The following is a 22,106-nucleotide window of genomic DNA, read 5'->3' as shown; positions in this document are numbered from 1 at the left end:
TTTTTAGATTGGCGATCGCGTGTCCTGTTGATCGCGGAGGGTATGAAAGTCTTTATCAGGAGTCCACTGAATTGCGCCATCACGACCTGTCCAAAACACTCTAATTTTAGCTTCATAGAGTTGATTGACCATCGCTTCCACAACACTTGTTGCTGAAGCGATCGCAATTTTAGGATTGATCGCTTTTAAAATAGCTGGTTCTATTTGCCCACCTGTCCACCAGAGTATATTTGCCGATAGTTTAGGAAGTAGATCTTTTTTGGTAGCGATCGCCTGTTGAGATTTGGGATCTGCATTTGGTAGTAGTAACCAAGATAGCTCCCCCGTCTTGATTTTAAGCACATCAGGCGATTGGTTGAGTAGTTGAATTTCCACTTGATTGTTAATCGTCAGTGTTTCCCCAGCCTTAAGGGATGCTAGGGGAGTTTTTGCATTGGCAAGGGCTTGTTGAAGATTTTGATAGGGTTTTGGGGTAACACCGAGACTGATATCGCGAAACTGGGTGATCGCTAATGAATTAGATATCAAAGTATTCCAGCCGTCGCTGACATCGGGCTGCGTATCGGTGGATATCGCCCAATCAATGCGATTAACACCAAGCTTTTGCAAAAATGGTTGCAATGTAAAGCCAGCAAATTGTTGATCACCAGTGTTAATTAACACAGTTTGATTTTGATTTTTGATCAACATAATCGGCACATCATTAAATGCTGGTAATGTCACTTGAAATGCATTAGCCTGAGCGATCGCATTGGGAATAAATAGCACTACGCAAGCTAAAACAAAGGCGATCGTCCAACGCTGCATCTTGCCAAACCAAGGCACTACCCAAATCGCGATGAATAATGCATAGGCAATTAACATTTGCCAGAGTGCGATCGCCCCAACACTAGTAATCGCATTGGGTAAAGTATTTAGCCATTGAGCTAGATTAATCATCCAATGCAGTAATGGATAGAGTAACCAAGCGATCGCGGCTCCAATTGGCACAAAGATAATTCCTAAGACCCCGCTAATAAGCCCGCCATAGGTGGATATAGAAACTAATGGTGTCGTCAGGACATTGGCGAGCAAGCTGTAGGGAGAGAGTTTGCCAAATACTAATAGTTGTAAAGGTAATGTCCAGATATAGGCGGCGATCGGCACAGAAAGCAATTCAGCGATCGCGGGTGGTAGCCATTCTAAACGCTCAGAAATTGAACGTGAGGTAGTCAGCAGTCCGAATGTAGCGAGAAAACTAAACTGAAAACCTAAATCCCAAATCCAAAGCGGTTGATAAAGCAATAACAATACAGCCGTAAAAATTAGACCAATTACAGGGCGGCTACGGCGTTGCACCACCAGACCAATCAAACTGCCAAAGCCCATCACCACGGCTCGCAAAATCGACGGACTCGCACCAGTTAATAGTAAATATCCCCCTAAGCAGAGGCTCCCAATCACAAATTGGAATTTGAGTGATTTATTGCGCGTTAAGGCGATCGCAGCACCTAGTACCAATGTCACCTGAAATCCCGAAGCTGCTAATACAGCCGCTAAACCTGCTTGAATAAAAACATCCTTCAGATCACTCGGCAAATCCACGGCTCGGCTACCTAAGACTAATGAGCTAAGCAATGAACCCTCTGGCACACCAGCCCCCATCACATGGGCGCGGACAATCCGACTCACAAACCACCATTCGCCAAAGCTTGGAGCATCACCTTGCTCAACAAGCGATCGCCCACTCATTCCCGCAAATACACCCTGACGCGCTAGATAAGATTTGAAATCAAAGGCTCCAAAATTATCAGCTCTATTGGGCAAATACAATCTTCCTGAAAGCTCAACGGCTTGTCCTGAGCGTAAACCTGTCACCTCAATCAATGGCACTGTCACATATAATTTTCCAGAAGCCGCTACAAATTTATTAGCCTCATCGGGCTTAACTTTGGGACTATTGGGATTTGCCGCAGGATTTTGCGTAAGTTCTTTAACGTCGAGTTTCCCAGAGGTATTAATCTCCTTCACCTCTAACAGAAACTTTGCTCTCTCACTTCGAGTCAAACTGGGCGCTTCGATTACCTGTCCGCGCACGATCGCATTAGACAACGGCGCATATTTAGAAATATCGTCAGTTTGGGGTTGGGGAGTGCGAATTTTTATATAAAAACAAGCACAACAAGCTAACAAGGTGGCTAATAGATAGACCCAGCGCTTGGGTCCCAAACGCCACATGACAGGAACCACCAACGATAAGGCAAAACCAAGCCCAAAAACCGTATAAAAACCTGTCCAATCTGGTAAAAAGCTGGCATAGGCTCCCGCCACAAAAAACAAAGCTAACACTAGGACAACTTGAGATTTCATTGGCTCAGATTAAATCGTCGTCATAGGTGTTCCGAATAGCGCGATCGCTAAATTCTGACGGTGGGCGATCGTTGCTCCAAGCCCACCAAGCTGCTTGGCAATCACATTTATAAAACTCTTGCCATTTGCGTTGATGGTTTTCTGTATAAACAGGCGATCGGCGATTAATCCACACTGCTTCGGCTTTACTAGGGGGCTGTCCACATTTAGGACAGCAAAACCCAGTGGCATGTGTAGCCTTTTCGACCCATTCTGGGGGTATTGGATTAAAAGCATCCATAAAAATGATAGGTAACGCGACTTCGCGATCAATTTGCGATCAATATTTCTAGAGATTCTGCTGAACTTATATTGTTTTAAGTTAACGCAAGATTACCAATAAATGTCTTACTTTGCTATAGCTCCACAATTCTGGACTGGAGCAACATTTAAGTCTTGCTTGCTCAAAACATAAAAATGGTGGCGTTTTGCGCCACCATTTTTATGTTTTGAGTATATTGCTGTCGCCAAGTGTATGAGGACATAAAACCCAAGAAGAGAATGGCGGCGCTTCGCGCCGCCATTCTCTTCTTGGGCTTTGCTTTTGTCCTAACACAATCGACCGCAGCTATATTTTTGGGCTGTACGAATATCTTATAACTTTTTGATAACTTTTTGATAGTGACAAAATATTTATGTGTGCTTTATCTTAATAATATGAATTAGCTTATTTAGCATTTAGCTAAGTTAATTTATACAAGTTTTTGTATGTGTATTTTGTCTTTAAGAGATTGATGTTGGGGGGAAATCCAACTTAAAATTTTTGGGGCAAGAAAGTAATGCAATTCAATTTTAGTTACGCACAAGGCGTATCCCAGATTCAAATGGCTGCATTTGAGATGGCTGGCAAAATCTGGGCTTCATACTTAACTGACAACGTGACCATCAACATTGCAGTTGATGTCAAAAGAGACTTTTCTGGTAATACCATCGGCGGTGCGATCTCCCGTGTTAATGATTATTCATTCTCTGACTTTCGCAATGAACTCATCCAAGACATAACATCCAGCAATGATAGAACGGCTTTAGAGTCTAATGTCTTTAAAGATACAGATCAGTTTGAAGTAAGATTTGACAAAGGTAGTGACTTTGAAGATGAGAAAAAAGCATCCAAAGCAATACAGGTCAATAGTGCTAATGCCAAAGCTCTAAGACTAGATACAGTCTCAGCCAATGTCCTTGATGGTTATATCGTCATGCGTGACCTAACTGGGACAAATACTAGTTGGAATTATAACTTTACCCGTCAGAACACAACTCCTACAAATTCAGTTGATTTTATTAGTGTTGCCATTCATGAGATCGGGCATGTTTTAGGCTTTCAAAGCAGTGTGGATCGTCCATGGGTTAGCAGTGCTAACCTAAGCACTGACCAATACAGCCAAAGCTTAGATAATCGCGCTCATGCAGCTTCCCCTCTAGATCTGTTCCGTTATTCCGACAAAAGTCAGATTGGTAGTAACGACGAGAAGCTTAATGATTTGGCGATTGGAGGAAATTCTTACCTTTCACTTGGTGGCTCTTCTGTATTAGGCTCCTTTGAGAATGGTGTCAATGTGGAAATGGGTGGCAATGGCAAGCAGGCAAGTCATTGGAAGTCAGGTGGAGTTATGGATGCAGTAATCCAGCGTGGGGAGCTTCCAGTAATTACAAATTTAGATTTGATTGCTTTTGATGCGATCGGTTGGGACATTGCCACAGGTGGTATCAATAAAACTATTAATTATGCCCAGCTAGAAAGAGAAGCTAAGCAAGTTGCTAGTCAAAAGACAACGCAAAATATCAACAATGCCATGGCGTTGATGTTTGATAGCACTGATATTTATAAGCCTAAATCTGATACATCTCTTGAAGCTCGCACAGGTGGCTGGTGGCAAGAGTTTTATGCTCGAGGAGGTGGCTGGTGGCAAGCATACTTTGCCCGCACAGGTGGCTGGTGGCAAGGAATTAAGGCAGCTTTCGGAGAAGAGGCGATCTTTGACTCCGTTGAGGGTGGTGATATTGAGTTTTTGCAGCTTTTTGATGGCTATGCTACCGACTGGTCAAATAGCGATGATATCGATGCTCTAACGGGTAAAGTTGAAGGTGCGCTGTTAGTTGGAGAAGAATCTTCTTTGATTGATTTGGCTATATCTTCTGCTTCTCAGTTTATCGATTTGGGATTGACTCAGCCTCTTCTAAATTTCCAGAACACTGTACTCTCAATCTTGGATCAACAACAAATTAGTCAAGGGCTTGAGTTTGGTGCTGAGCTAACCAAGTCGAATGTTGTTCTTGGTAGCAATAAATCTCAAACATCTTCTATTTCTGATAGTTCTCAATTACTAGGGGACTCATTAACTCCTTGGTGGTTAGGGGATTCATCTTCTTTGTGGGCTGTTCGCTAGTTCTTCTTGTATTTTGCTTGGCTGGAGCGTTATAGCTGTCGCTAAATTTATGAGGACATAAAACCCAAGAAGAGAGTGGCGGCGCGAAGCGCCGCCATTCTCTTCTTGGGTTTTGCTTTTGTCCTAACACAATCGACGGTAGCTATATTAAGAAGCAATTTTACTGATAACCACTTATGTATAAATGTAATTTCAAAGCACAAAATGGCGTAGCCATTTTGTGCTTTGAAATTACAGGGTTTGGACTTTATAGCTATAGCCACTCTTGTCATCACACAAACCCCAAGATACAAATATCGGTGCTTCGCGCTGATATCTGTATCTTGGGGTTTGGTTTACCCTTCTTCGCAGAAGTATAACTTTCTGATAACTTTTTGGTAGTGACAACAGATATATGTCCGCGTTATCGTATTGATGAAATTAACTCAGTTATCTATTAGCTCAGTTAATTTACATAGTTTTATGTGTGTCTATTGTCTTTTAGAGATTGATGTTGGGGGGGAATCCAACTTACGAATTTTTGGGGCAGGCAGGTAATGCAATTTAATTTTAGTTACGCACAAGGCGTATCCCAGATTCAGATGGCTGCATTTGAGATGGCTGGCAAAATCTGGTCTTCATACTTAACTGACAATGTGACCATCAATATTGCTGTTGATGTCCAAAAAGACTTTGCTGGCAATACCATCGCTGGCGCTATTGCTCGAACTAACGATTACTCGTTTAGTACCTATGCTAATGCCCTTAAAAATGATGCCGATCCCACCAACACAGATCTACAAGTAGTTAGCTCACAGACTGTTAATGGCAGTTCATTTGAAGCAAGATATGACGCTATAGTCTCTAATCAACTTGTGAGTTCGCAACAGGTTGGCTCCAAACTAAGTATCAACAGTGCTAACGCCAAATCAGTGGGGTCAGTAGGAAGAGGAATAGATACTAAAGCCAGTAATGTCCTTGACGGCTACATTGTCATGCGTGACCTGACTGGGACGAATACGAGTTGGAGTTATAACTTCAGTCGTCAGAACATAGTTCCTACCACGTCAGTAGATTTTATTGGTGTAGCCGTTCATGAAATTGGTCATGTTTTAGGCTTTCAAAGCAGTATCGATCGTCCATGGGTTGGCGCTAGTAATTTAAGTAGCTCGGAATATCTAACAGCGCTCAAGGAGCGTGTTAACCAAGCCTCGACTCTAGACCTTTTCCGCTATTCCAATGAAAGTAGGGTTGGAAGCAAAACAAACATAGATTTAAGTGTTGGTGGCAATCAATACTTTGGAATTGGGACTAATGGTATGTCCTTTGTTGGTAGCTTTGATAGTGGCGTGGATACGACTAGGGGTGGCAATGGCTTTCAGGCAAGTCACTGGCAGTCTGGCGGGATCATGGATGCCGAAATTCAGCGTGGTCAGACCGCCAAAATTACAGGTTTAGATTTGATTGCTTTTGATGCGATCGGTTGGGACATTGCCATAGGTGGTATCAATAAGACCATTAATTTTGCTCAGTTAGAAATGGAAGCCAGGCAGATTGCTAGTCAAAAGACAACGCAAAATATCAATAGTGCGATGGCTGTGATGTTCGACAACTCTGACATCTACATGCCTAAAACGATCGCTAATCCATCTCTCGAAGCCCGTTCAGGAAGCTGGTGGCAAGAGCTTTATGCTCGAACAGGTGGCTGGTGGCAGGAGTTTTTTGCCCGCACAGGCGGCTGGTGGCAAGGCATTAAGGGCGCTTTTGGAGAAGAAGCGATTTTCGACTCCCTTGATGGTGATAGTATCGAGTTTTTGCAGCTTTTTGATGGCTATGCTACCGACTATGGCAATGATATCGACGCTCTAACTGGTAAAGCTGAAGGTGCGATGTTAGTCGGTGAAGAGTCTTCTGCTATTGATTTGGGTATATCTGCTGCTTCTCAGTTCGTGGATTTTGGATCTGCTCAGCCTCTTCTAAATTTCCAGAACACTGTATTCTCAATCTTGGATCAACAGCAAATCAGCCAAGGGCTTGAGTTTGGTGCTGAGCTAACCAAGTCGAATGTTGTTCTTGGCAGCAATAAATCTCAAACATCTTCTATTTCTGATAGTTCTCAATTACTAGGGGACTCATTAACTCCTTGGTGGTTAGGTGATTCATCTTCTTTATGGGCTGTGCGCTAGATTGTTCTTCTTGTATTTTCATTGGCTGAGACGTAACAGCGAAAAGCACTTACTTAAAGTACTTCTGGACGAATTAGAGCTTCAATAAACTGTAACACTACTTAAAAAATTAGATAAATAGTATGAATTACGACAAAGTAGAAGCTCTTTCAAACACAAATATTGATATTTCTAACCGTATGACGAACCACTCTATTAGCGAGGGATTTTCTCATTCACAGCATAAAAGTTGTCAGCCGACTATACACTCACCATCGCATCAAGCATTGATATATGAATCAAAGCACTTGATCGCTGAAGCTAAAAAACTAATGAGTAACCGCCAAGTCACATACTCTCCTCAGGGATTGATTGATGACTCGAAATGTTTGATTGCTCATGCTGAAAAAAACTAAATAATTGCGAAGCAATGCATAGATGAGAAGCTTTACTGCCAACAGAAAAAATCTTGTAATTTTCCAGTAAAAATCAATAATCTTCATTTTAAGTTATGCAAGATAAGAATTTTTTATAAACTGCTCTTGGCGACAAAAAGTAGATTTAGACAATTAAAATTAGTATAGCTCTAAGTATTCAGGAGCATTTTAGGCTAATTTATTTTAATATTCTGATTTGGCAATTGCTAATAACTTTCTTATAACTTTTTAGTATAGACATTAACTATTTGAACAGAATATAGTAATTTCATAGTCAAGTTCTAAAACAAGTTTCTCAGTTCTACTGTTCTCTATATCTATTAGAGAAATAAAGAATGAAACTAGTCTTTCTAGATATGTGTCGGGTCGGGGGGCGAATCAAAATAATTACTAAATTGATTCTAAATTATATTCCTTCCAATTAAATCGTAAAATCACTGGGGTTAATCATGAAAATATCTTCTCTACTATCAGCTTCTGCGATCGCAGCATCTACTTTAATCGCTTTCAGCACTGCTGCTTTAGCAATTTCTCAGCCTAAGAATATCACTACGAACATAGAATCACAGTCTATTCAAATCTCAGAGCATCCCCCACTGAAGATCGCTGACAAAGTTGAAAAAGGAGAGGAAGATGACGAAGAATCTGAGGAATACTCTGGCAGGGGATGTCCTGCTGGATTTGAATGGTTGTGTGGATGGTGGTAGATTGCTTCAAACTCATATTGATTTACAGATTTCATAACTCAAAACGAACTGCAAAAGTCTTTTTGAGCTATAAGCTCTGTAATCAAACATTCTGAATTGCAATTAACATAGTAAGGTAGGCATTGCCCACCTTGCTAATCCATATTTACAGCAAAAAAGAGTTAGCTAGCACAAACCAAAACCCAAGAATCGAGTAGCGGCGCGAAGCGCCGCTACTCGATTCTTGGGTTTTAAGTCCTAAGCAAAACTTTCTTTGCTATAGCAACGTAAAAGATAGCTAGGACAAATCAAAACCCAAAAGATGAGTGGCGGCGATTCGCGCCGCCACTCATCTTTTGGGTTTTATGTCCTAATCAAAACTTACATTGCTATATATACTAAAAATCCCTAGATATTTGCATGAAGATAGTAATATTCTAAATTCTATAAGGATAGAGGAAGTTTATTTTCTAGAATTTTTTGGAGGTAGCAATGCGGATTGTTAATGACATCTGCAATGAAGCATATGATAACTTTCCTATAACTTTTCAGGATAGACAATCACTCTTTAAATGGAATATATTAATTCTATAGTTAATTACTACAACAAGTTTCTCTAATCTACTGGCTTCTATATCTATCAGAAAATAGAGATTGAAATTGAGCTTTTATAGTTATGTGTTTGGGGTAGGGAATCAGAATAATTACTAAGCTGAATCTAAATTAGAATTCTTGAATTCAAATCGTAAAATCATTGGGGTTAATTATGAAAATATCTTCTCTACTATCAGCTTCTGCGATCGCGACATCTACTCTTCTCACTTTCAGCACTGCTGCTATAGCAATTTCTCAGCCTAAAAACACCACTACTAATTTGGAATTATCGGGGATACGGATGCTTGGTGGGTGTCCTCGTCATCTACCTAGTTGTGGATGGTGGTAAATTGCTTCAAACTAATATTACAAAAAATGTTTTGAGTTATAGCAATGAAAGTTTTGCTTAGAGCATAAAACCCAAATAAATGAAGGCGGCGCTTTGCGCCGCCTTCATTTATTTGGGTTTTGATTTGTCCTTGCTATCTCTTTCATTGTTATATAAGCGCTGTAATCAAACATTCTGAACTGAAAATTAAAATAGCCTATACGACAGTGAAAAATAGATGCTATTGTCTTGACGATTATTCCTTATGGAAATTAGGGGTAAACCGTAATCTAATTTAGCTGTAAGCCGATCGCCCATCTGCCAACGCAGCCCTAACCCTGTTCCTAATATCCAGTTATTGCCAGTAGAAGCAGAACCATCATTATTCCACACACTTCCTACATCAATAAAAGGGACAAGTTGCAACAGTCCTTGTAATTCTGGAACACGGGCAATCGGAAATCTTGCTTCTAAGGAAACATTCATTCCACTATCACCAACTAGAACATCTTGGCGATAACCTCGACCATTTTGAGAACCTCCTAGACTAAATTTTTCTGCGGCTGGCAAAGGGCGATCGGCAAACTGGAGTCCGCCACTCACGATCAGCAATGTGTCTGTGGCTAAAGCCCGAATGTATTGCAACTGCCCACGCCAAGCGACAAAACTGCTATCTGGTGATTTGAGATTAACCGTAGAATTGAGAAAACCACCTAGCCCTAGACTAATCTGCGATCGCAAGGCAATCACATCCTCGCTACTACGCTGTGTATAGTCTTGAAAAAAACGTAAAGCTGAGAGCTTAGTTTTACCGAAATCATCTGAACCTGCTGAAATAGGAATTGGTAACTTGAGCAAGGTTGTAAAGCTGTCGCTATGAGATGCGGTCAAACCGAGCGCAAATTCTTGGGCAGGAGTTTGGATGAGTGGTTGGCGAAAAGTTAATTCGTAATTTGTAGAGTTGGAATAAATATCCAGAATTTTGAATTCGGATTCGACCACATTGCTGTTGGTATTGCTAAAAATAAAACTCAAAGTCCCGTTATAGGCATTAACTGGCAATGTGTAGCCGAGATTATACTGATTTCGACCATCGGTATTACCATAGGTGGCGATAATGCGATCGCCTAGACCCAGTAAGTTGCGATCGCTTATTTCAACCTGACGCGATAACTGCCCAACACTAGGAGACGCATAATTATCAAGGCTTGCCCTGACATTAAAGGAATTTGCTTCTTCAACCTTAACCTCTAAGATGCTGGTTCCTAGTTGTGAGCCAGTTTTGAGTTCTGAAGAAACAAACGAGAATAAAGGATCTAGCTGCAATAATTGCAAAGCATTGAGCAAGCGATCGCGGTTTAAAGGAGCGCCCGTTGCTACTTCTAACCGCGAGCGAATATAGTTAGGGTTAACGCGATTTGTCCCTGAGATCTGAATTTCTTCGAGCTTACCTTCAACGACTTGAATTGTGATATTGCCATTATTCGTCTCTTGAGGAGGGATAAAAGCGCCTGATGTGATGTATCCGTTACGGATGTATAAATCTGCGATCGCTGCCCTTGCTTGCAATAATTCACTGAAACTGATGGGACGATTAGTAAAAGGTTTGACAGCCGCAGTTAACTCATCAGCCGAGAACACCGTACTACCAATAACTTGGAATTGCTGCACCACAAAAGTATTGTTTGCATCGGGTATTTCTAAGTTCGGTTGAATTTGGGGGCTATTTGGCTTTAGTAGTTGATCAATGGGAGGTAAAAACTGTGGTGGTACTTCTGGTCTGGTAGGACTAGGAGGAACTAAATCAGAGGGACTAATAGGTTGGGCAAGAATAGAATCTTTTTCTAAAAAACAACCAAATATGGCGATCACACTACAAAAGACAATAGGTTTCCAAAGTAACCGCATCTACGATATCTCTCCACACATACAAGTTTTGCCTGTATACACAAAACTAATTGCTCAACAATATAGTATAGAGATCACCACTTTAGTAAAGCCATAAAGCCAAGAAGAAAGTTAAGACATAAAGAGTAGCCTCCCTCTCTTTGTTTTTTGATTTTGTTGTACTTTATGGTGAGCCTTCTTTAAATAGCTAAACACAATTAGATGTAAAGCTCCAAAAATTTCTGCTACTTGTATAGTAAGCAATGTAGATTTTGACGCTATTTATCATTGAGTGCATATATTTATAACATTATCATCAAAAATCTATGAACTTAGTGAGGTAGAGTAAATTCACATCAGGTGATATTAGGTATCAAAAAAGTTGTTAGTTTATACTCCACAATTAAGGTTGAGATAACATGAAGATTTTGCGGCAGAATTGTCTTAGAAATGCGATCGCTACTTTTGTATTAGCGAATATTTCTGCATTATGTAATCCACACCATATATTTGCCCAAATTACTCCAGATGCCACATTACCAAATCCTTCGGTTGTTGGTGGGGGCCCTGTTTTCACAATCACAGGAGGGACAACAGCAAATACCAATTTATTTCATAGTTTTAGCCAGTTTTCCTTGATTAGTGGTGAGAGGGCAGATTTCGCTAATTCCCCCGCGATCCAAAACATTCTAGTGCGGGTAACTGGAGGTAATCTCTCTAGCATTGATGGAATAATTAGTGCCATTGGCAATGCTAACTTGTTTTTGATTAATCCTAATGGAATTGTTTTTGGGCAAAATGCGAGGTTGCAAATAGGAGGCTCATTTTTAGCGACTACAGCTAATAGCGTTAGGTTTCTAGATGGGAGTGAATTTAGAGCTAATGCAAGTACGCAAACGACATCACCTCTATTGTTAGTAAGTACTCCCGTTGGCTTGCAGTTTAACGGCACAACTAATGGCGCGATCGCAGCACAAGGACTCGGTGTTGGTTTGGTTTATAGCCCTCCTGATTTTCTACAGATCTTTCGACCTCCCAACCCACCTTTGGGTGTGCAGAGTGGGCGCACTCTGGCTTTTGTTGGTGGTGATATAAATCTTCAAGGCGCAAAATTGACCGCAGATAGCGGACGCATCGAACTGGGTAGCGTCGCTGGTAATGGGTTTGTGGCGATCGCGCAAACTGCTAATGGGTGGCGATTAAATTACGATAATGCTCCTAATCTTGGTAACATTCGACTAGAGCAATCCGCTTTAGTAGATGTAAGCGGGATCAACGGTGGAGGCAGCATTCAGGTGCAAGGCAGACAAGTAACCCTAAATGATGGTTCAGTTCTGCGATCTTCTTCTTTGGGAAATGGTAATGGAAGCGAGATATTTGTTCGTGCTACTGAACTTCTCTCAGCAAGGGGAGAATCTAACTTCCCTTTTGCTAGTGGCATATTTACAGACACTTCATCAGCTTCTACGGGAAATGGCAGCAATATTACGATCGCCACAAAAAAATTAGAAGTGATAGACGGAGCGCAGATTAGTGCGGGGGTGTTAGGTTCTGGGACTGCTGGCGAGATCAAAGTTAATGCTAGTGAAATAATTTTATCGGGAAGATCTGCTATTCTTCCAGATTTCTATCCAAGTGGAATATTTTCACAGGTTCTAAACACACCAGTGACAGGTAATAGCGGAAAAATAACTGTTACTACTGATAACCTGCAAATCTTGAATGGTGCGAGTCTCACAACTAGTACTTTTGGAAGGGGTAATGCAGGTAATCTAGAGGTTATCGCAAAAAACATCAGCCTATTCGGGACCAATGCTTTCCCGACAGGTATCTCATCCGCAGCAGAAGTAGGCTCAACAGGAAATGGAGGGATACTGACAATTACATCAGACAATCTATCTATTAACAACGGAGCGCAGATTTCTGTTGGGACTGCTAGTAGTGGCAACGCAGGGAACTTAGTGGTGAATGCGAAGTTAATCGATATCTCTGGACAGGTTGAGCGTGGACGTAGTGGTTTATTTGCCAATGCCATTTTTGGTACGGGAAATGGTGGCGATATTTTCGTTAACAGCAATCAATTGACTGTACGTGATGGTGGTCTTATCAGTGCAAGCAACTTTCGCAGTAACAGTACCACCTTCCCTGGAAGTGGTTCAGTGGGTAACATTACCATTACTTCGCCATCAATCTTGCTTAATAGGGGACGGATTAATATTGATTCGTTGAGTGGCTCTCGCGGCAACATTAACATAAACTCCACACTGACACTTTTGCGGAATGCTAGCAGCATCTCCACCAATGCCTTAGGTAATGCGACAGGTGGAAACATTCGGATTAACACCGACTTTTTGGTGGCAGTTCCCTTAGAAAATAGCGATATCACTGCTAACTCTTTGAATAGCTTCGGTGGACAAGTGATTATCACGGCTAAAGGCGTAATTGGTTTTCAATTGTTGAATCGCTTAACTCCATTCAGTGACATTACCGCAACCTCGGCTTTAGGCACACAATTTAATGGGCTGGTGGAAATTCGATCGCCTGACAACGATCTCAGCCGAGGTTTAGTCAAACTTCCTGATAACTTAACCGATACCAACAAACAAATTGTGGCGGCTTGCGATCGCTTTCGAGGCAATGAGCTAATCTCTACTGGACGCGGCGGCGCTCCAACTGATGCCACCCAATCAATCTCCAGTCAAGCGATTTGGCGAGATTTACGATTGTCCGAGATCCCCTCCGCGCTATCAAATTCCACGTCTCAAACCCCGTCCAATCAAGTTGCCACTCAGTCCAATCAACCAGTTGCCACGCAACCCATCCCCAAAATTGAAGCCCAAGGCTGGGAAAAAGATGCAAATGGAAACTTGAAACTATTAGCCTATGCGGACTCACCATCAGAGCCAGTGTGGCGATCCCCAGTCATTTGCCCAGTGAATAATGTAATAGATTAATTGGTTAGTTAGGGCTGAAGATAGCATGAAGATTTTACGGGAAAATAGTCTTAGAAATGCGATCGCAGCTTTTTTGTTTGCGAATATTTCCGCTGTATGTATTCCCCAGCATACATTTGCCCAAATCACCCCAGATGCCACATTGCCCAGCCCTTCAGTTGTTGTTGATACCAATCCATTGTTCACAATTACAGGAGGGACTACAGCAAACACCAACTTATTTCATAGCTTTAGTCAGTTCTCTTTGCCCACAGGCACTGAAGCTTTTTTCGATAATCTTCCTGCTATCCAAAATATCCTAGTTCGTGTAACTGGGAATTCAATCTCAAGTATTGATGGTCTCATTAGTGCCAATAACACGGCAAATTTGTTTTTGATTAATCCCAATGGGATTATTTTTGGGCAAAATGCTAGTTTGAACATAGGCGGATCGTTCTTGGCGACTACGGCAAATAGTGTTCGATTTCTAGATGGAAGTGAATTTAGAGCCGAGGCAAATACACAAACCACATCACCTCTATTGCTAGTCAGTGCTCCAGTTGGCTTACAGTTTAATGGGCTAACTAATGGCGCGATCGCTGCTACCCAAGGTAGTCCATTAAGCGTACTGACTGGTAAGGCTTTGGCGCTGGTTGGAGGGGATGTAACACTGCAAGGAGCAAACTTATTCGCCGAAAGTGGACGCATCGAACTCGGTAGTGTTGCTGGTAATGGATTTGTGGCGATCGCGCAAACTGGTAATGGCTTGAGTTTAAATTATGATAATGCGCCTAGTCTTGGAAATATCCGACTAGATCAAGAATCCGTAGCGGATACAAGTGGGCTTAACGGTGGGGGCAGCATTCAGGTACAGGGCAGACAAGTAACTCTTGACGGTGGATCGGCACTGCAATCTTTTACTTTTGGCAATGGCAATAGCGGTGATGTATTTGTCCGCGCTACAGAACTCTTCGCAATAAACAGAGACTCTAGCAATACGCTACAAAGCGGTATATATACTGATACGGATTCTTCAGGAAAGGGTGGAAATATTATTGTTACCACCGACAAGCTACTAATTAATGAAAATGTAGTGCTGTCATCTGCGTCCACTGGTAGTGGCAATGCAGGTAACATCGACATCACCGCGAAAAACATCGACTTGATTATTAATAATCAAAATATTAACAATCTATTCTTTCCTATATTTATTGGCGTACTTGCCTATGATACGGGTAATGGAGGTAACTTAAAAATTACCACAGATAATCTGCGAATGACTGGCGGTTCGATTTTGGCGGCTAGTACGATTGGGATTGGCAATGCGGGTACGATTGATATCACTGCAAAAAGCATCTTTCTCGATGGGAGTAATTCGCGCTTTCCGTCAGCTATTTTCAGCGAATCAGTGGGAACTGGTAATGGAGGAAATGTAAGAATTACAGCAGATAGTATTTTACTGAAGAATGGAGCACAGATTTTAGTTGATACTCAAGACAATGGTAATGCGGGAAACTTATCGATCAATTCCAAACTAATCGATATCTCTGGACAGAATGGCAATAATCGGAGTGGTTTATTTGCCAATGCCACTTTTGGCGCAGGAAATGGAGGTAATATTCAAGTTAATAGCGATCGCTTGATCGTGCGCGATGGGGGGATTATCAGTGCAAGCAACTTTAATACTTCACTTACAGTCCCAGACTCTAGCAATGTTGGCAGTGGCTCAGTGGGTAACATCACGATTAACTCGCCATCAATTCTACTTGATCAGGGAAGCATAAACGTTGATTCTTTGAGTGGCAGTCGCGGCAATATCAACCTGAATTCAAACCTAATCCTTTTACGCAATCGTAGTACGATTTCCGCTAATGCCTTTGGAACTGCGACAGGTGGTAATATTACGATTAATACAGCCCTTCTGGTGGCAATTCCCACAGAAAATAGTGATATTACTGCGACTTCGATCAATAGTTTTGGAGGTCGGGTGGTTATCGCAGATCGAGGCGTGGTGATCGGTTTTCAGTTTGTCGATCGCTTGACTCCACTCAGTGACATCACCGCATCTTCATCTTTAGGTCCACAATTTAATGGGCTTGTCTCAGGTCGCACCGCCGATAAATTAATCGGTGACAATGAACTAACCGATGGCAATAAACAGCAAATCGTGGCGGCTTGCGATCGCATTCGTGGTAATGAGTTTATTGTGACTGGACGCGGCGGCGTTCCATCTGATGCCACAAAGGTGATTTCCAGTCAAGCGATTTGGCGAGATTTACGATTGACCGAGATCCCCTCATCGCAATCAAATCCCACGTCTCAAACCCCGTCCAATCAAGTTGCCACTCAGTCCAATCAACCAGTTGCCACGCAACCCATCCCCCAAATTGAAGCCCAAGGCTGGGAAAAAGATGCAAATGGAAACTTGAAACTATTAGCCTATGTGGACTCACCAACAGAGCCAGTGTGGCGATCCCCTGTCATTTGTCCTACAAATCCAAATAAATAGATAGAGATAAAAAACATGAAATTTGCGATCGCTACTGCTCGAAAGTTCTGGCAAATAATTAATAAAAAGAAACTGACATTCCTGTTGATGTTGGCGATCGCTACCTACTGCTCAATCACGATCATCCAACCTGCGATCGCCACCCGTAACCAAACTGCGGATAATCCCAACCTATCAACACAATTATCCCAGTCCAATCAGCCTTCATTGATAGAGCAAGGAAGCCGCCTCTATGCACAAGGCAACCTTACCGAAGCTGTAGCCACATGGCAAAAAGCTCTATTCACCTATCGTCTTCGCCAAAACACCATAACTGAAAAATTACGCGCTCAGTTAAATGAGGCGCTGTGCCTAAATTATCTCTCAATGGCGTATCAAGAACTTGGCGAGTGGGAACAAGCTCAAGAAACGATAGCCCAGAGTGCAAATTTACTGGATAGTCAGCTATTAGCGAGTAAAGAAGGACTAGCGATCGCGGCAAGAATCAGCAATACACAGGGTAGCCTCCAACTTGCAATGGGCAATCCCCAAGCCGCCCTAGACAATTGGAAAATAGCGGCGGAACGATACACCCAACTCGATGACGAAATTGGGCTATTAGGTAGTCAAACCAATCAAGCACAAGCTCTGCAAGCTTTAGGGCTATTTCGTCTAGCGAGCGAACAATTAGAAGCGATCGAATTACGACTCCAAAAGCAACCAGACTCACTCCTTAAATCTGTAGCCCTACATAGCCTCGGCACGACCTTACAGACCCTTGGCGATCTTGCAAAGTCTCAAAAAATCCTCGAACAAAGCTTAGCGATCTCTCAAAAACTAAACAATCCTGCCGAGAGCAGCGCCACATTAATCAGCATTGGTAATAACTTCAGGTTTATCAAAGATATTGATGGCGCTTTACAAAAATATGAACAAGCAGCAAAAACTTCTCCTGTAAGCATTCTGCGCTTAGAAGCACAGGCTTTGAGTTTAAGTTTGCTCGTTGAAAGCGATCGCTTGCAACAAGTTCAACCACTATGGCAACAGATCGAACCAGATCTGACGAAATTGCAGCCTAGCCGTCGCAGTGTTTATCTGAGCGTCAATTTGAGCGAAAGCTTGATGAAGATTAAAGATGCAAATGCTCGTCCCGTTACCCCATCAAGGATTGCCGAGTTATTAACGGTAGCGTTGCGGCAAGCCCAATCCATTCAAGACCGCAGGGCTGAGTCCTTTGCAATTGGTGCTTTAGGTGGACTTTACGAACAAAATCAACAACTCACGGAGGCCTATCAGCTTTCCCAACGGGCGCTCGTGCTTGCTCAATCAATAAGTGCCGATGACTTACTCTATCGTTGGAAATGGCTCTCAGGTCGCATCTTAAACAAACAGGGCAAATCTGACCTCGCCATCGAGGCGTATCGCCAAGCTGTGCAGAGTATCCAAAACCTTCGCCGAGAGTTAGTTGCGTCATCGCCAGAAGTTCAGTTTGCCTTTCGTGATCGCATCGAGCCAATTTATCGTGAACTCGTCTCTCTATTACTAAAAAGCGATAAACCATCTCAAGAAAACCTGATCCAAGCACGGCTTACCCTTGAGTCACTACAAGTCGTAGAACTAGAAAATTTCTTTCGAGCAGCTTGTCTCAATATCCAACCACAGCAAATTGATGCTGTTGACTCCAATTCCGCAGTGATCTATTCAGCAATCTTAAGCGATCGCCTAGCATTGATCCTCTCATTACCCAAAGAACCTCTCCAGTATTTTTCCTCGAATATATCGCAAACAGAATTAGAAGAAAGTGCAGATCAATTTCTTCAAGCCCTGAACCCAGCATTTTCTGAACGTATTCGCTTAAAAGTCTCACAAAAACTATACGACTTGATCATCCGTCCTTCAGAAACAGCCCTCGCTGAAAAGCAAATCAAAAATTTAGTATTTGTTCTGGATGGCTCATTGCGAAATCTGCCCATGTCCGCCCTACATGATGGCAAGCAATATGCGATCGAAAAATACAGTATGGCTTTAACCCCAGGATTACAAATATTAGGAGCAAAGCCGCTAGATCGGGGACAACTGAAAGTTTGGCTAGGCGGACTTTCAGAAGCAAGGCAAGGTTTTACTGAGCTACAAGGTGTGAAGTTTGAGGCTAGCCAAATCTCTAAGCAAATTCCCACTGAATTAGAACTAAATAGTGACTTTACTAAAACGAGCTTACAGAAAGGGCTATCGGAGGCAGGGACAGCTATAGTCCACCTAGCGACGCATGGACAGTTCAGCTCCGATCCAGACTCAACATTTATTCTGGCTTGGGATGATCGCGTCACTGTTCCAGATTTCTATAAGTTTTTGCGCGATCGCACCGACAATCGCAAACAACCTCTAGAGTTACTTGTTCTCAGTGCTTGTAAAACTGCCGAAGGTGATGTGAAAGCCATCTTGGGACTTGCTGGTATTGCTTTGCGATCGGGAGCGCGTAGCACGATTGGCAGTCTATGGGCAGTGAATGATGACTCAACCAGTCAGCTGATGTCAAACTTTTATGACATTCTCACCAAGCAACCTACTATCTCAAAAGCGGAAGCATTACAACAATCTCAACTTTCAGTACTTAAAGATCCTCAATACCGACATCCCTACTATTGGGCTGCTTTTGTATTAGTAGGTAGCTGGCTTTAAATTCCATCACTTAGGCAATCAAATAGCTAATAAAAGATTTTAATCTAAACTATCTAGCTGCTTTTATTCTATAGCTGTAGTCAAGTGTATTAGGAAAAATTAAAACCCAAATAGTGTGAGGCGGCGCGAAACGCCGCCTCACACTATTTGGGTTTTATGCCCTAACAAGAATGGCGACAGCTATAGTAAATATTTGGCTTTCTATCCGATCAATTATCTGGCAAAAAACAGCAATCCCAAAAAAACATATGATTATGATGGTAATTGACTCAAATGGCTAATAGCCTTATAAAGCTAGGGTTATATATATCTTTTGTATAACTTTTGGACATAGCAAAATCCTAGTTATTAGATTATGATTATTATTAGTTATTGTATCTAATACTACTTTTACTGGTATAAAAAAGCGAGAATAAAAGACAATATTTTTGTTGTTTTTTACTATTGAGTATTAGTTATAAATATTTTCTCCCACTTAAGGATATAAAGATGCACTCAAATCTATCGATGATACCTAAGATTTGCCTTTCGACATTAACAGCTATGTTACTGCCATTAGCCTTTACTCCTCAGATTGTGATGGCGCAAACCATTAATTTCAAGCCACCCAGTGGTGGAGCGCCTAAGACTACAACTGGCGCAGCAACTCGTGATCAAAGCTGTTTAGCCGATTCTTCCCAACCCAATAGGAAAACAATACCAATATTGCCCCAGTCAAACTATGGGTTAACAATCTCTAATCGCCCTGAATTTCTGATATTTAAGACCAAAAGCACAGCTAAACAAATATTTTTGAGTCTTGAAAGTGAAGACAGTGAACAGGTTTACCAAACTTTTTTACCTTTACCAGCGGATGCAGGTTTTGTGACAATTAACTATCCCAGTCAAGCTCCAGATCTTGTTGTAAACAAGAAATACAAATGGACTATGACCTTCATCTGCGGGAAAGCACTTCGACCAGATAGCCCTGCGATCGCAGGTTGGATTCAACGTACCCCTCAGACTCAAGCTCTTGCCACTAAGCTAAGCACAGCATCACCCATTAATCGAGTAGCTATATATGGTGAAAATGGCATTTGGTATGACATGATCAGTGAACTCTATCGATTGCAAAAGCAAACCCCTAACAATCCAACACTTTCTAAAGCTTGGGACAAGTTGCTCAAAGATCATGTCGTTCAAACATCTGAATCCGTTACGCTTGCTAAATAAAGGCATACTTAGAACCGTAAATAAACTTCGAGCAAGTATATTTACGATTCCTATTTTAATCGTGATTCTAATTTGCTCTTTACAAATACTTGGTTTATTTCAACTACTAGAGTTGAAGTTTTTCGATCAACTATTCCAACTAAGAGCATCTGAAGGTTTAGAATCTCGCATTGTTATGGTCACTTTTGATGATCGTGATATTGCAAAAGTTGGGAGATGGCCGTTTCCAGATAATGTAGTTGCAAAATTAATTGCGAAAATCAAATCAGGGAATCCACGAGTAATAGGTTTAGATGTATATCGTGATCTCCCAGTAGAACCAGGGTTTGAGGAGTTAAAACAGATTTTTCAGTCTACTCCTAACTTGATTGTCGCGGAAAAATTTGTTGCTCCCAGTGTTCTACCTCCCCCTTATATTGATTATAAAAAACAAGTTGGCTTTGTCGATAATGTAGTCGATCAAGATGGCTCTGTAAGACGAGGATTACTATCTATTGAGAAGCCTAATGGAGAGATGATTTATAGCTTCTCAATCAAAATCGCCTTAAATTATTTAGCTTCAGAAAATATAGTTCCACAGATATCTTCTGATAAAGATCGCACGGTTATTTTGGGGAAATCTAGATTTTCCCCATTAGGCTCTCTCCAAACGGGTTATGGACTTGTGGATAACGGTGGCTACCAAATTTTGCTCAATTATCGTTGTCAGAGGGAATGTTTTCAGGAAGTTTCCCTAACAAATGTTCTAGATGGTACGTACCCACAGAATCTATTTGAAAATCGAATTGTGTTAATTGGGTCTACCGCAGAAAGCCTCCGTGATTTCTTCTTTTCGCCATATGGCAAAATCCCAGGAGTACATATTCATGCCAACCTGATATCACAAATTATTAATGGAGCCATTGATAACCGTCCTTTTTTACAAACCTATCCAAAGTTTATTGAAGGAATATGGGTTCTTCTGTGGGCTTCTATTGGTGTCAGTGGAATTTCAGGATTTTTGAGAGGAGGCAATCTTGGAAAGTCCCAATTTATTACAGGCATCCTAACTTTTCTTTTAATCTCAATATTAGGATTGGTCTTAATTAGTTACCTCTCTTTTTTGTTCAGCTTTTGGCTATCCATATTTCCTGCTCTATTCTCATTTTTATTAAGTAGTTTGATTTCCATTATTCAACTTGGAGAAAAGTTCCGCTACGCCTCAAATATTGATGAACTAACACAGATAGCCAATCGACGTTATTTTGATCGTTTTCTAATGAAAAACTTTCAAACCAAACAAGATCTTTCTGTAATCATCTGTGATGTTGATCACTTTAAACTTTATAACGATAGCTATGGCCATCAATCTGGAGATAAATGCCTACAGCAAGTAGCACAAGCTATTAATAAATCTGTCCGCAGTGGTGAGCTGGCTGGTCGCTATGGAGGTGAAGAATTTGCAGTGATTCTTCCTCATACTGATTATGAATCCGCGTTAGCTGTAGCCGATAGAATAGTTACGAATGTGCGTAATCTGAATATTCCTCATAAAAGTTCAAAAACCAGTGATTTTGTGTCATTAAGCTGTGGAGTCGCAACCATGACAGATGAGGATAGTTCTAGCTTGGATTTATTGATTAAAGCCGATCGCGCTCTGTATCAAGCAAAAGAACAAGGACGAAATCGCGTAGTAGGCTATAGAAAGCAGGAGTAATACCAAAACATAAAACGGCTATGCCGTTTTATGTTTTGGTATTACTCCTGCTTTGTTTTTTAATTCACAAAAGTGTTTTCACGCTTTTGTGAATTAAAAAAAACAGAGCCAAAATCCGTGGCGCACGCTGTGCGTGCGCCACGGATTTTGGAGTTTTATATTTAATTGCGCCCAGCTACTTATTCCCAAAATGTAAGTATCCACGCTAAGATGTAAAGGTTTGTTACAATTTCTTAAAAAATCTTAC

General features: G+C 41.5%; 13 protein-coding genes. 10 read left to right on the top strand and 3 right to left on the bottom strand.

The features are described 5' to 3' along the window. Positions 1-3: 3 nt before the first annotated feature. Both H6G05_RS11325 and H6G05_RS11320 read right to left on the bottom strand, forming a co-directional pair. Complete coding sequence (locus tag H6G05_RS11325; protein WP_190578278.1) at positions 4-2,349, bottom strand: ComEC/Rec2 family competence protein; 2,346 nt, start codon at positions 2,347-2,349, stop codon at positions 4-6. A gap of 4 nt (positions 2,350-2,353) precedes the next feature. Continuing rightward, positions 2,354-2,629 carry a hypothetical protein gene (locus tag H6G05_RS11320; protein ID WP_190578277.1) on the bottom strand — a complete coding sequence of 92 codons (276 nt, stop codon included), beginning with the start codon at positions 2,627-2,629 and terminating at the stop codon, positions 2,354-2,356. 538 nt (positions 2,630-3,167) lie between these two features. Between H6G05_RS11320 and H6G05_RS11315 the strand changes: the two genes are divergently transcribed. From H6G05_RS11315 to H6G05_RS11295, 5 genes are all read left to right on the top strand, one after another. Further along, positions 3,168-4,775, top strand: coding sequence for an NF038122 family metalloprotease (locus H6G05_RS11315; protein ID WP_190578276.1), 1,608 nt, complete (start codon positions 3,168-3,170; stop codon positions 4,773-4,775). Positions 4,776-5,311: 536 nt separating this feature from the next. Then, positions 5,312-6,940, top strand: coding sequence for an NF038122 family metalloprotease (locus tag H6G05_RS11310; RefSeq protein ID WP_190578275.1), 1,629 nt, complete (start codon positions 5,312-5,314; stop codon positions 6,938-6,940). Positions 6,941-7,062: 122 nt separating this feature from the next. Then, entirely contained in the window at positions 7,063-7,335 is a 273-nt protein-coding gene (locus H6G05_RS11305; RefSeq protein WP_190578274.1) for a hypothetical protein, read from the top strand. A 470-nt stretch (positions 7,336-7,805) separates the two neighbouring features. Then, the gene (locus H6G05_RS11300) at positions 7,806-8,063 is read left to right on the top strand and encodes a hypothetical protein (protein WP_190578273.1); all 258 of its coding nucleotides are present in this window, start codon (positions 7,806-7,808) and stop codon (positions 8,061-8,063) included. 745 nt (positions 8,064-8,808) lie between these two features. Then, on the top strand, positions 8,809-8,985 hold the full coding sequence (locus H6G05_RS11295; protein WP_190578272.1) for a hypothetical protein: 177 nt from the start codon (positions 8,809-8,811) through the stop codon (positions 8,983-8,985). Between the two features lie 186 nt (positions 8,986-9,171). Here the strand turns inward: H6G05_RS11295 and H6G05_RS11290 are convergent, their stop codons facing one another. After that, complete coding sequence (locus H6G05_RS11290; protein WP_190578271.1) at positions 9,172-10,872, bottom strand: ShlB/FhaC/HecB family hemolysin secretion/activation protein; 1,701 nt, start codon at positions 10,870-10,872, stop codon at positions 9,172-9,174. A 398-nt stretch (positions 10,873-11,270) separates the two neighbouring features. On the opposite strand from H6G05_RS11290, the gene H6G05_RS11285 reads away from it, so the two are divergent. The 5 genes from H6G05_RS11285 (at position 11,271) to H6G05_RS11265 (ending at position 21,859) form a co-directional block, all read left to right on the top strand. Then, complete coding sequence (locus tag H6G05_RS11285; protein ID WP_190578270.1) at positions 11,271-13,805, top strand: two-partner secretion domain-containing protein; 2,535 nt, start codon at positions 11,271-11,273, stop codon at positions 13,803-13,805. A gap of 25 nt (positions 13,806-13,830) precedes the next feature. Beyond that, the gene (locus H6G05_RS11280) at positions 13,831-16,293 is read left to right on the top strand and encodes a two-partner secretion domain-containing protein (RefSeq protein WP_190578269.1); all 2,463 of its coding nucleotides are present in this window, start codon (positions 13,831-13,833) and stop codon (positions 16,291-16,293) included. Positions 16,294-16,308: 15 nt separating this feature from the next. Then, the gene (locus H6G05_RS11275) at positions 16,309-18,951 is read left to right on the top strand and encodes a CHAT domain-containing protein (protein WP_190578268.1); all 2,643 of its coding nucleotides are present in this window, start codon (positions 16,309-16,311) and stop codon (positions 18,949-18,951) included. 543 nt (positions 18,952-19,494) lie between these two features. Next, positions 19,495-20,163, top strand: coding sequence for a DUF928 domain-containing protein (locus H6G05_RS11270; RefSeq protein ID WP_190578267.1), 669 nt, complete (start codon positions 19,495-19,497; stop codon positions 20,161-20,163). Further along, positions 20,153-21,859, top strand: a complete 1,707-nt coding sequence (locus tag H6G05_RS11265) for a CHASE2 domain-containing protein (RefSeq protein ID WP_190578266.1) — start codon at positions 20,153-20,155, stop codon at positions 21,857-21,859. The genes H6G05_RS11270 and H6G05_RS11265 overlap by 11 nt, the downstream gene beginning before the upstream one ends. Positions 21,860-22,106 lie beyond the last annotated feature (247 nt).

This window comes from Phormidium tenue FACHB-1050 (assembly GCF_014696925.1).
Lineage (GTDB): Bacteria > Cyanobacteriota > Cyanobacteriia > Pseudanabaenales > Pseudanabaenaceae > Pseudanabaena.
This window is presented reverse-complemented; position numbering and strand designations above follow the sequence as displayed.

Excerpts from the sequence above, each read along its gene's own strand:
- H6G05_RS11270 (WP_190578267.1), top strand. The coding sequence starts at position 19,495 with ATGTTACTGCCATTAGCCTTTACTCCTCAGATTGTGATGGCGCAAACC.
- H6G05_RS11275 (WP_190578268.1), top strand. The coding sequence starts at position 16,309 with ATGAAATTTGCGATCGCTACTGCTCGAAAGTTCTGGCAAATAATTAAT.
- H6G05_RS11285 (WP_190578270.1), top strand. The coding sequence starts at position 11,271 with ATGAAGATTTTGCGGCAGAATTGTCTTAGAAATGCGATCGCTACTTTT.
- H6G05_RS11320 (WP_190578277.1), bottom strand. The coding sequence starts at position 2,629 with ATGGATGCTTTTAATCCAATACCCCCAGAATGGGTCGAAAAGGCTACA.
- H6G05_RS11305 (WP_190578274.1), top strand. The coding sequence starts at position 7,063 with ATGAATTACGACAAAGTAGAAGCTCTTTCAAACACAAATATTGATATT.
- H6G05_RS11290 (WP_190578271.1), bottom strand. The coding sequence starts at position 10,872 with ATGCGGTTACTTTGGAAACCTATTGTCTTTTGTAGTGTGATCGCCATA.
- H6G05_RS11315 (WP_190578276.1), top strand. The coding sequence starts at position 3,168 with ATGCAATTCAATTTTAGTTACGCACAAGGCGTATCCCAGATTCAAATG.
- H6G05_RS11295 (WP_190578272.1), top strand. The coding sequence starts at position 8,809 with ATGAAAATATCTTCTCTACTATCAGCTTCTGCGATCGCGACATCTACT.
- H6G05_RS11280 (WP_190578269.1), top strand. The coding sequence starts at position 13,831 with ATGAAGATTTTACGGGAAAATAGTCTTAGAAATGCGATCGCAGCTTTT.
- H6G05_RS11310 (WP_190578275.1), top strand. The coding sequence starts at position 5,312 with ATGCAATTTAATTTTAGTTACGCACAAGGCGTATCCCAGATTCAGATG.
- H6G05_RS11325 (WP_190578278.1), bottom strand. The coding sequence starts at position 2,349 with ATGAAATCTCAAGTTGTCCTAGTGTTAGCTTTGTTTTTTGTGGCGGGA.
- H6G05_RS11300 (WP_190578273.1), top strand. The coding sequence starts at position 7,806 with ATGAAAATATCTTCTCTACTATCAGCTTCTGCGATCGCAGCATCTACT.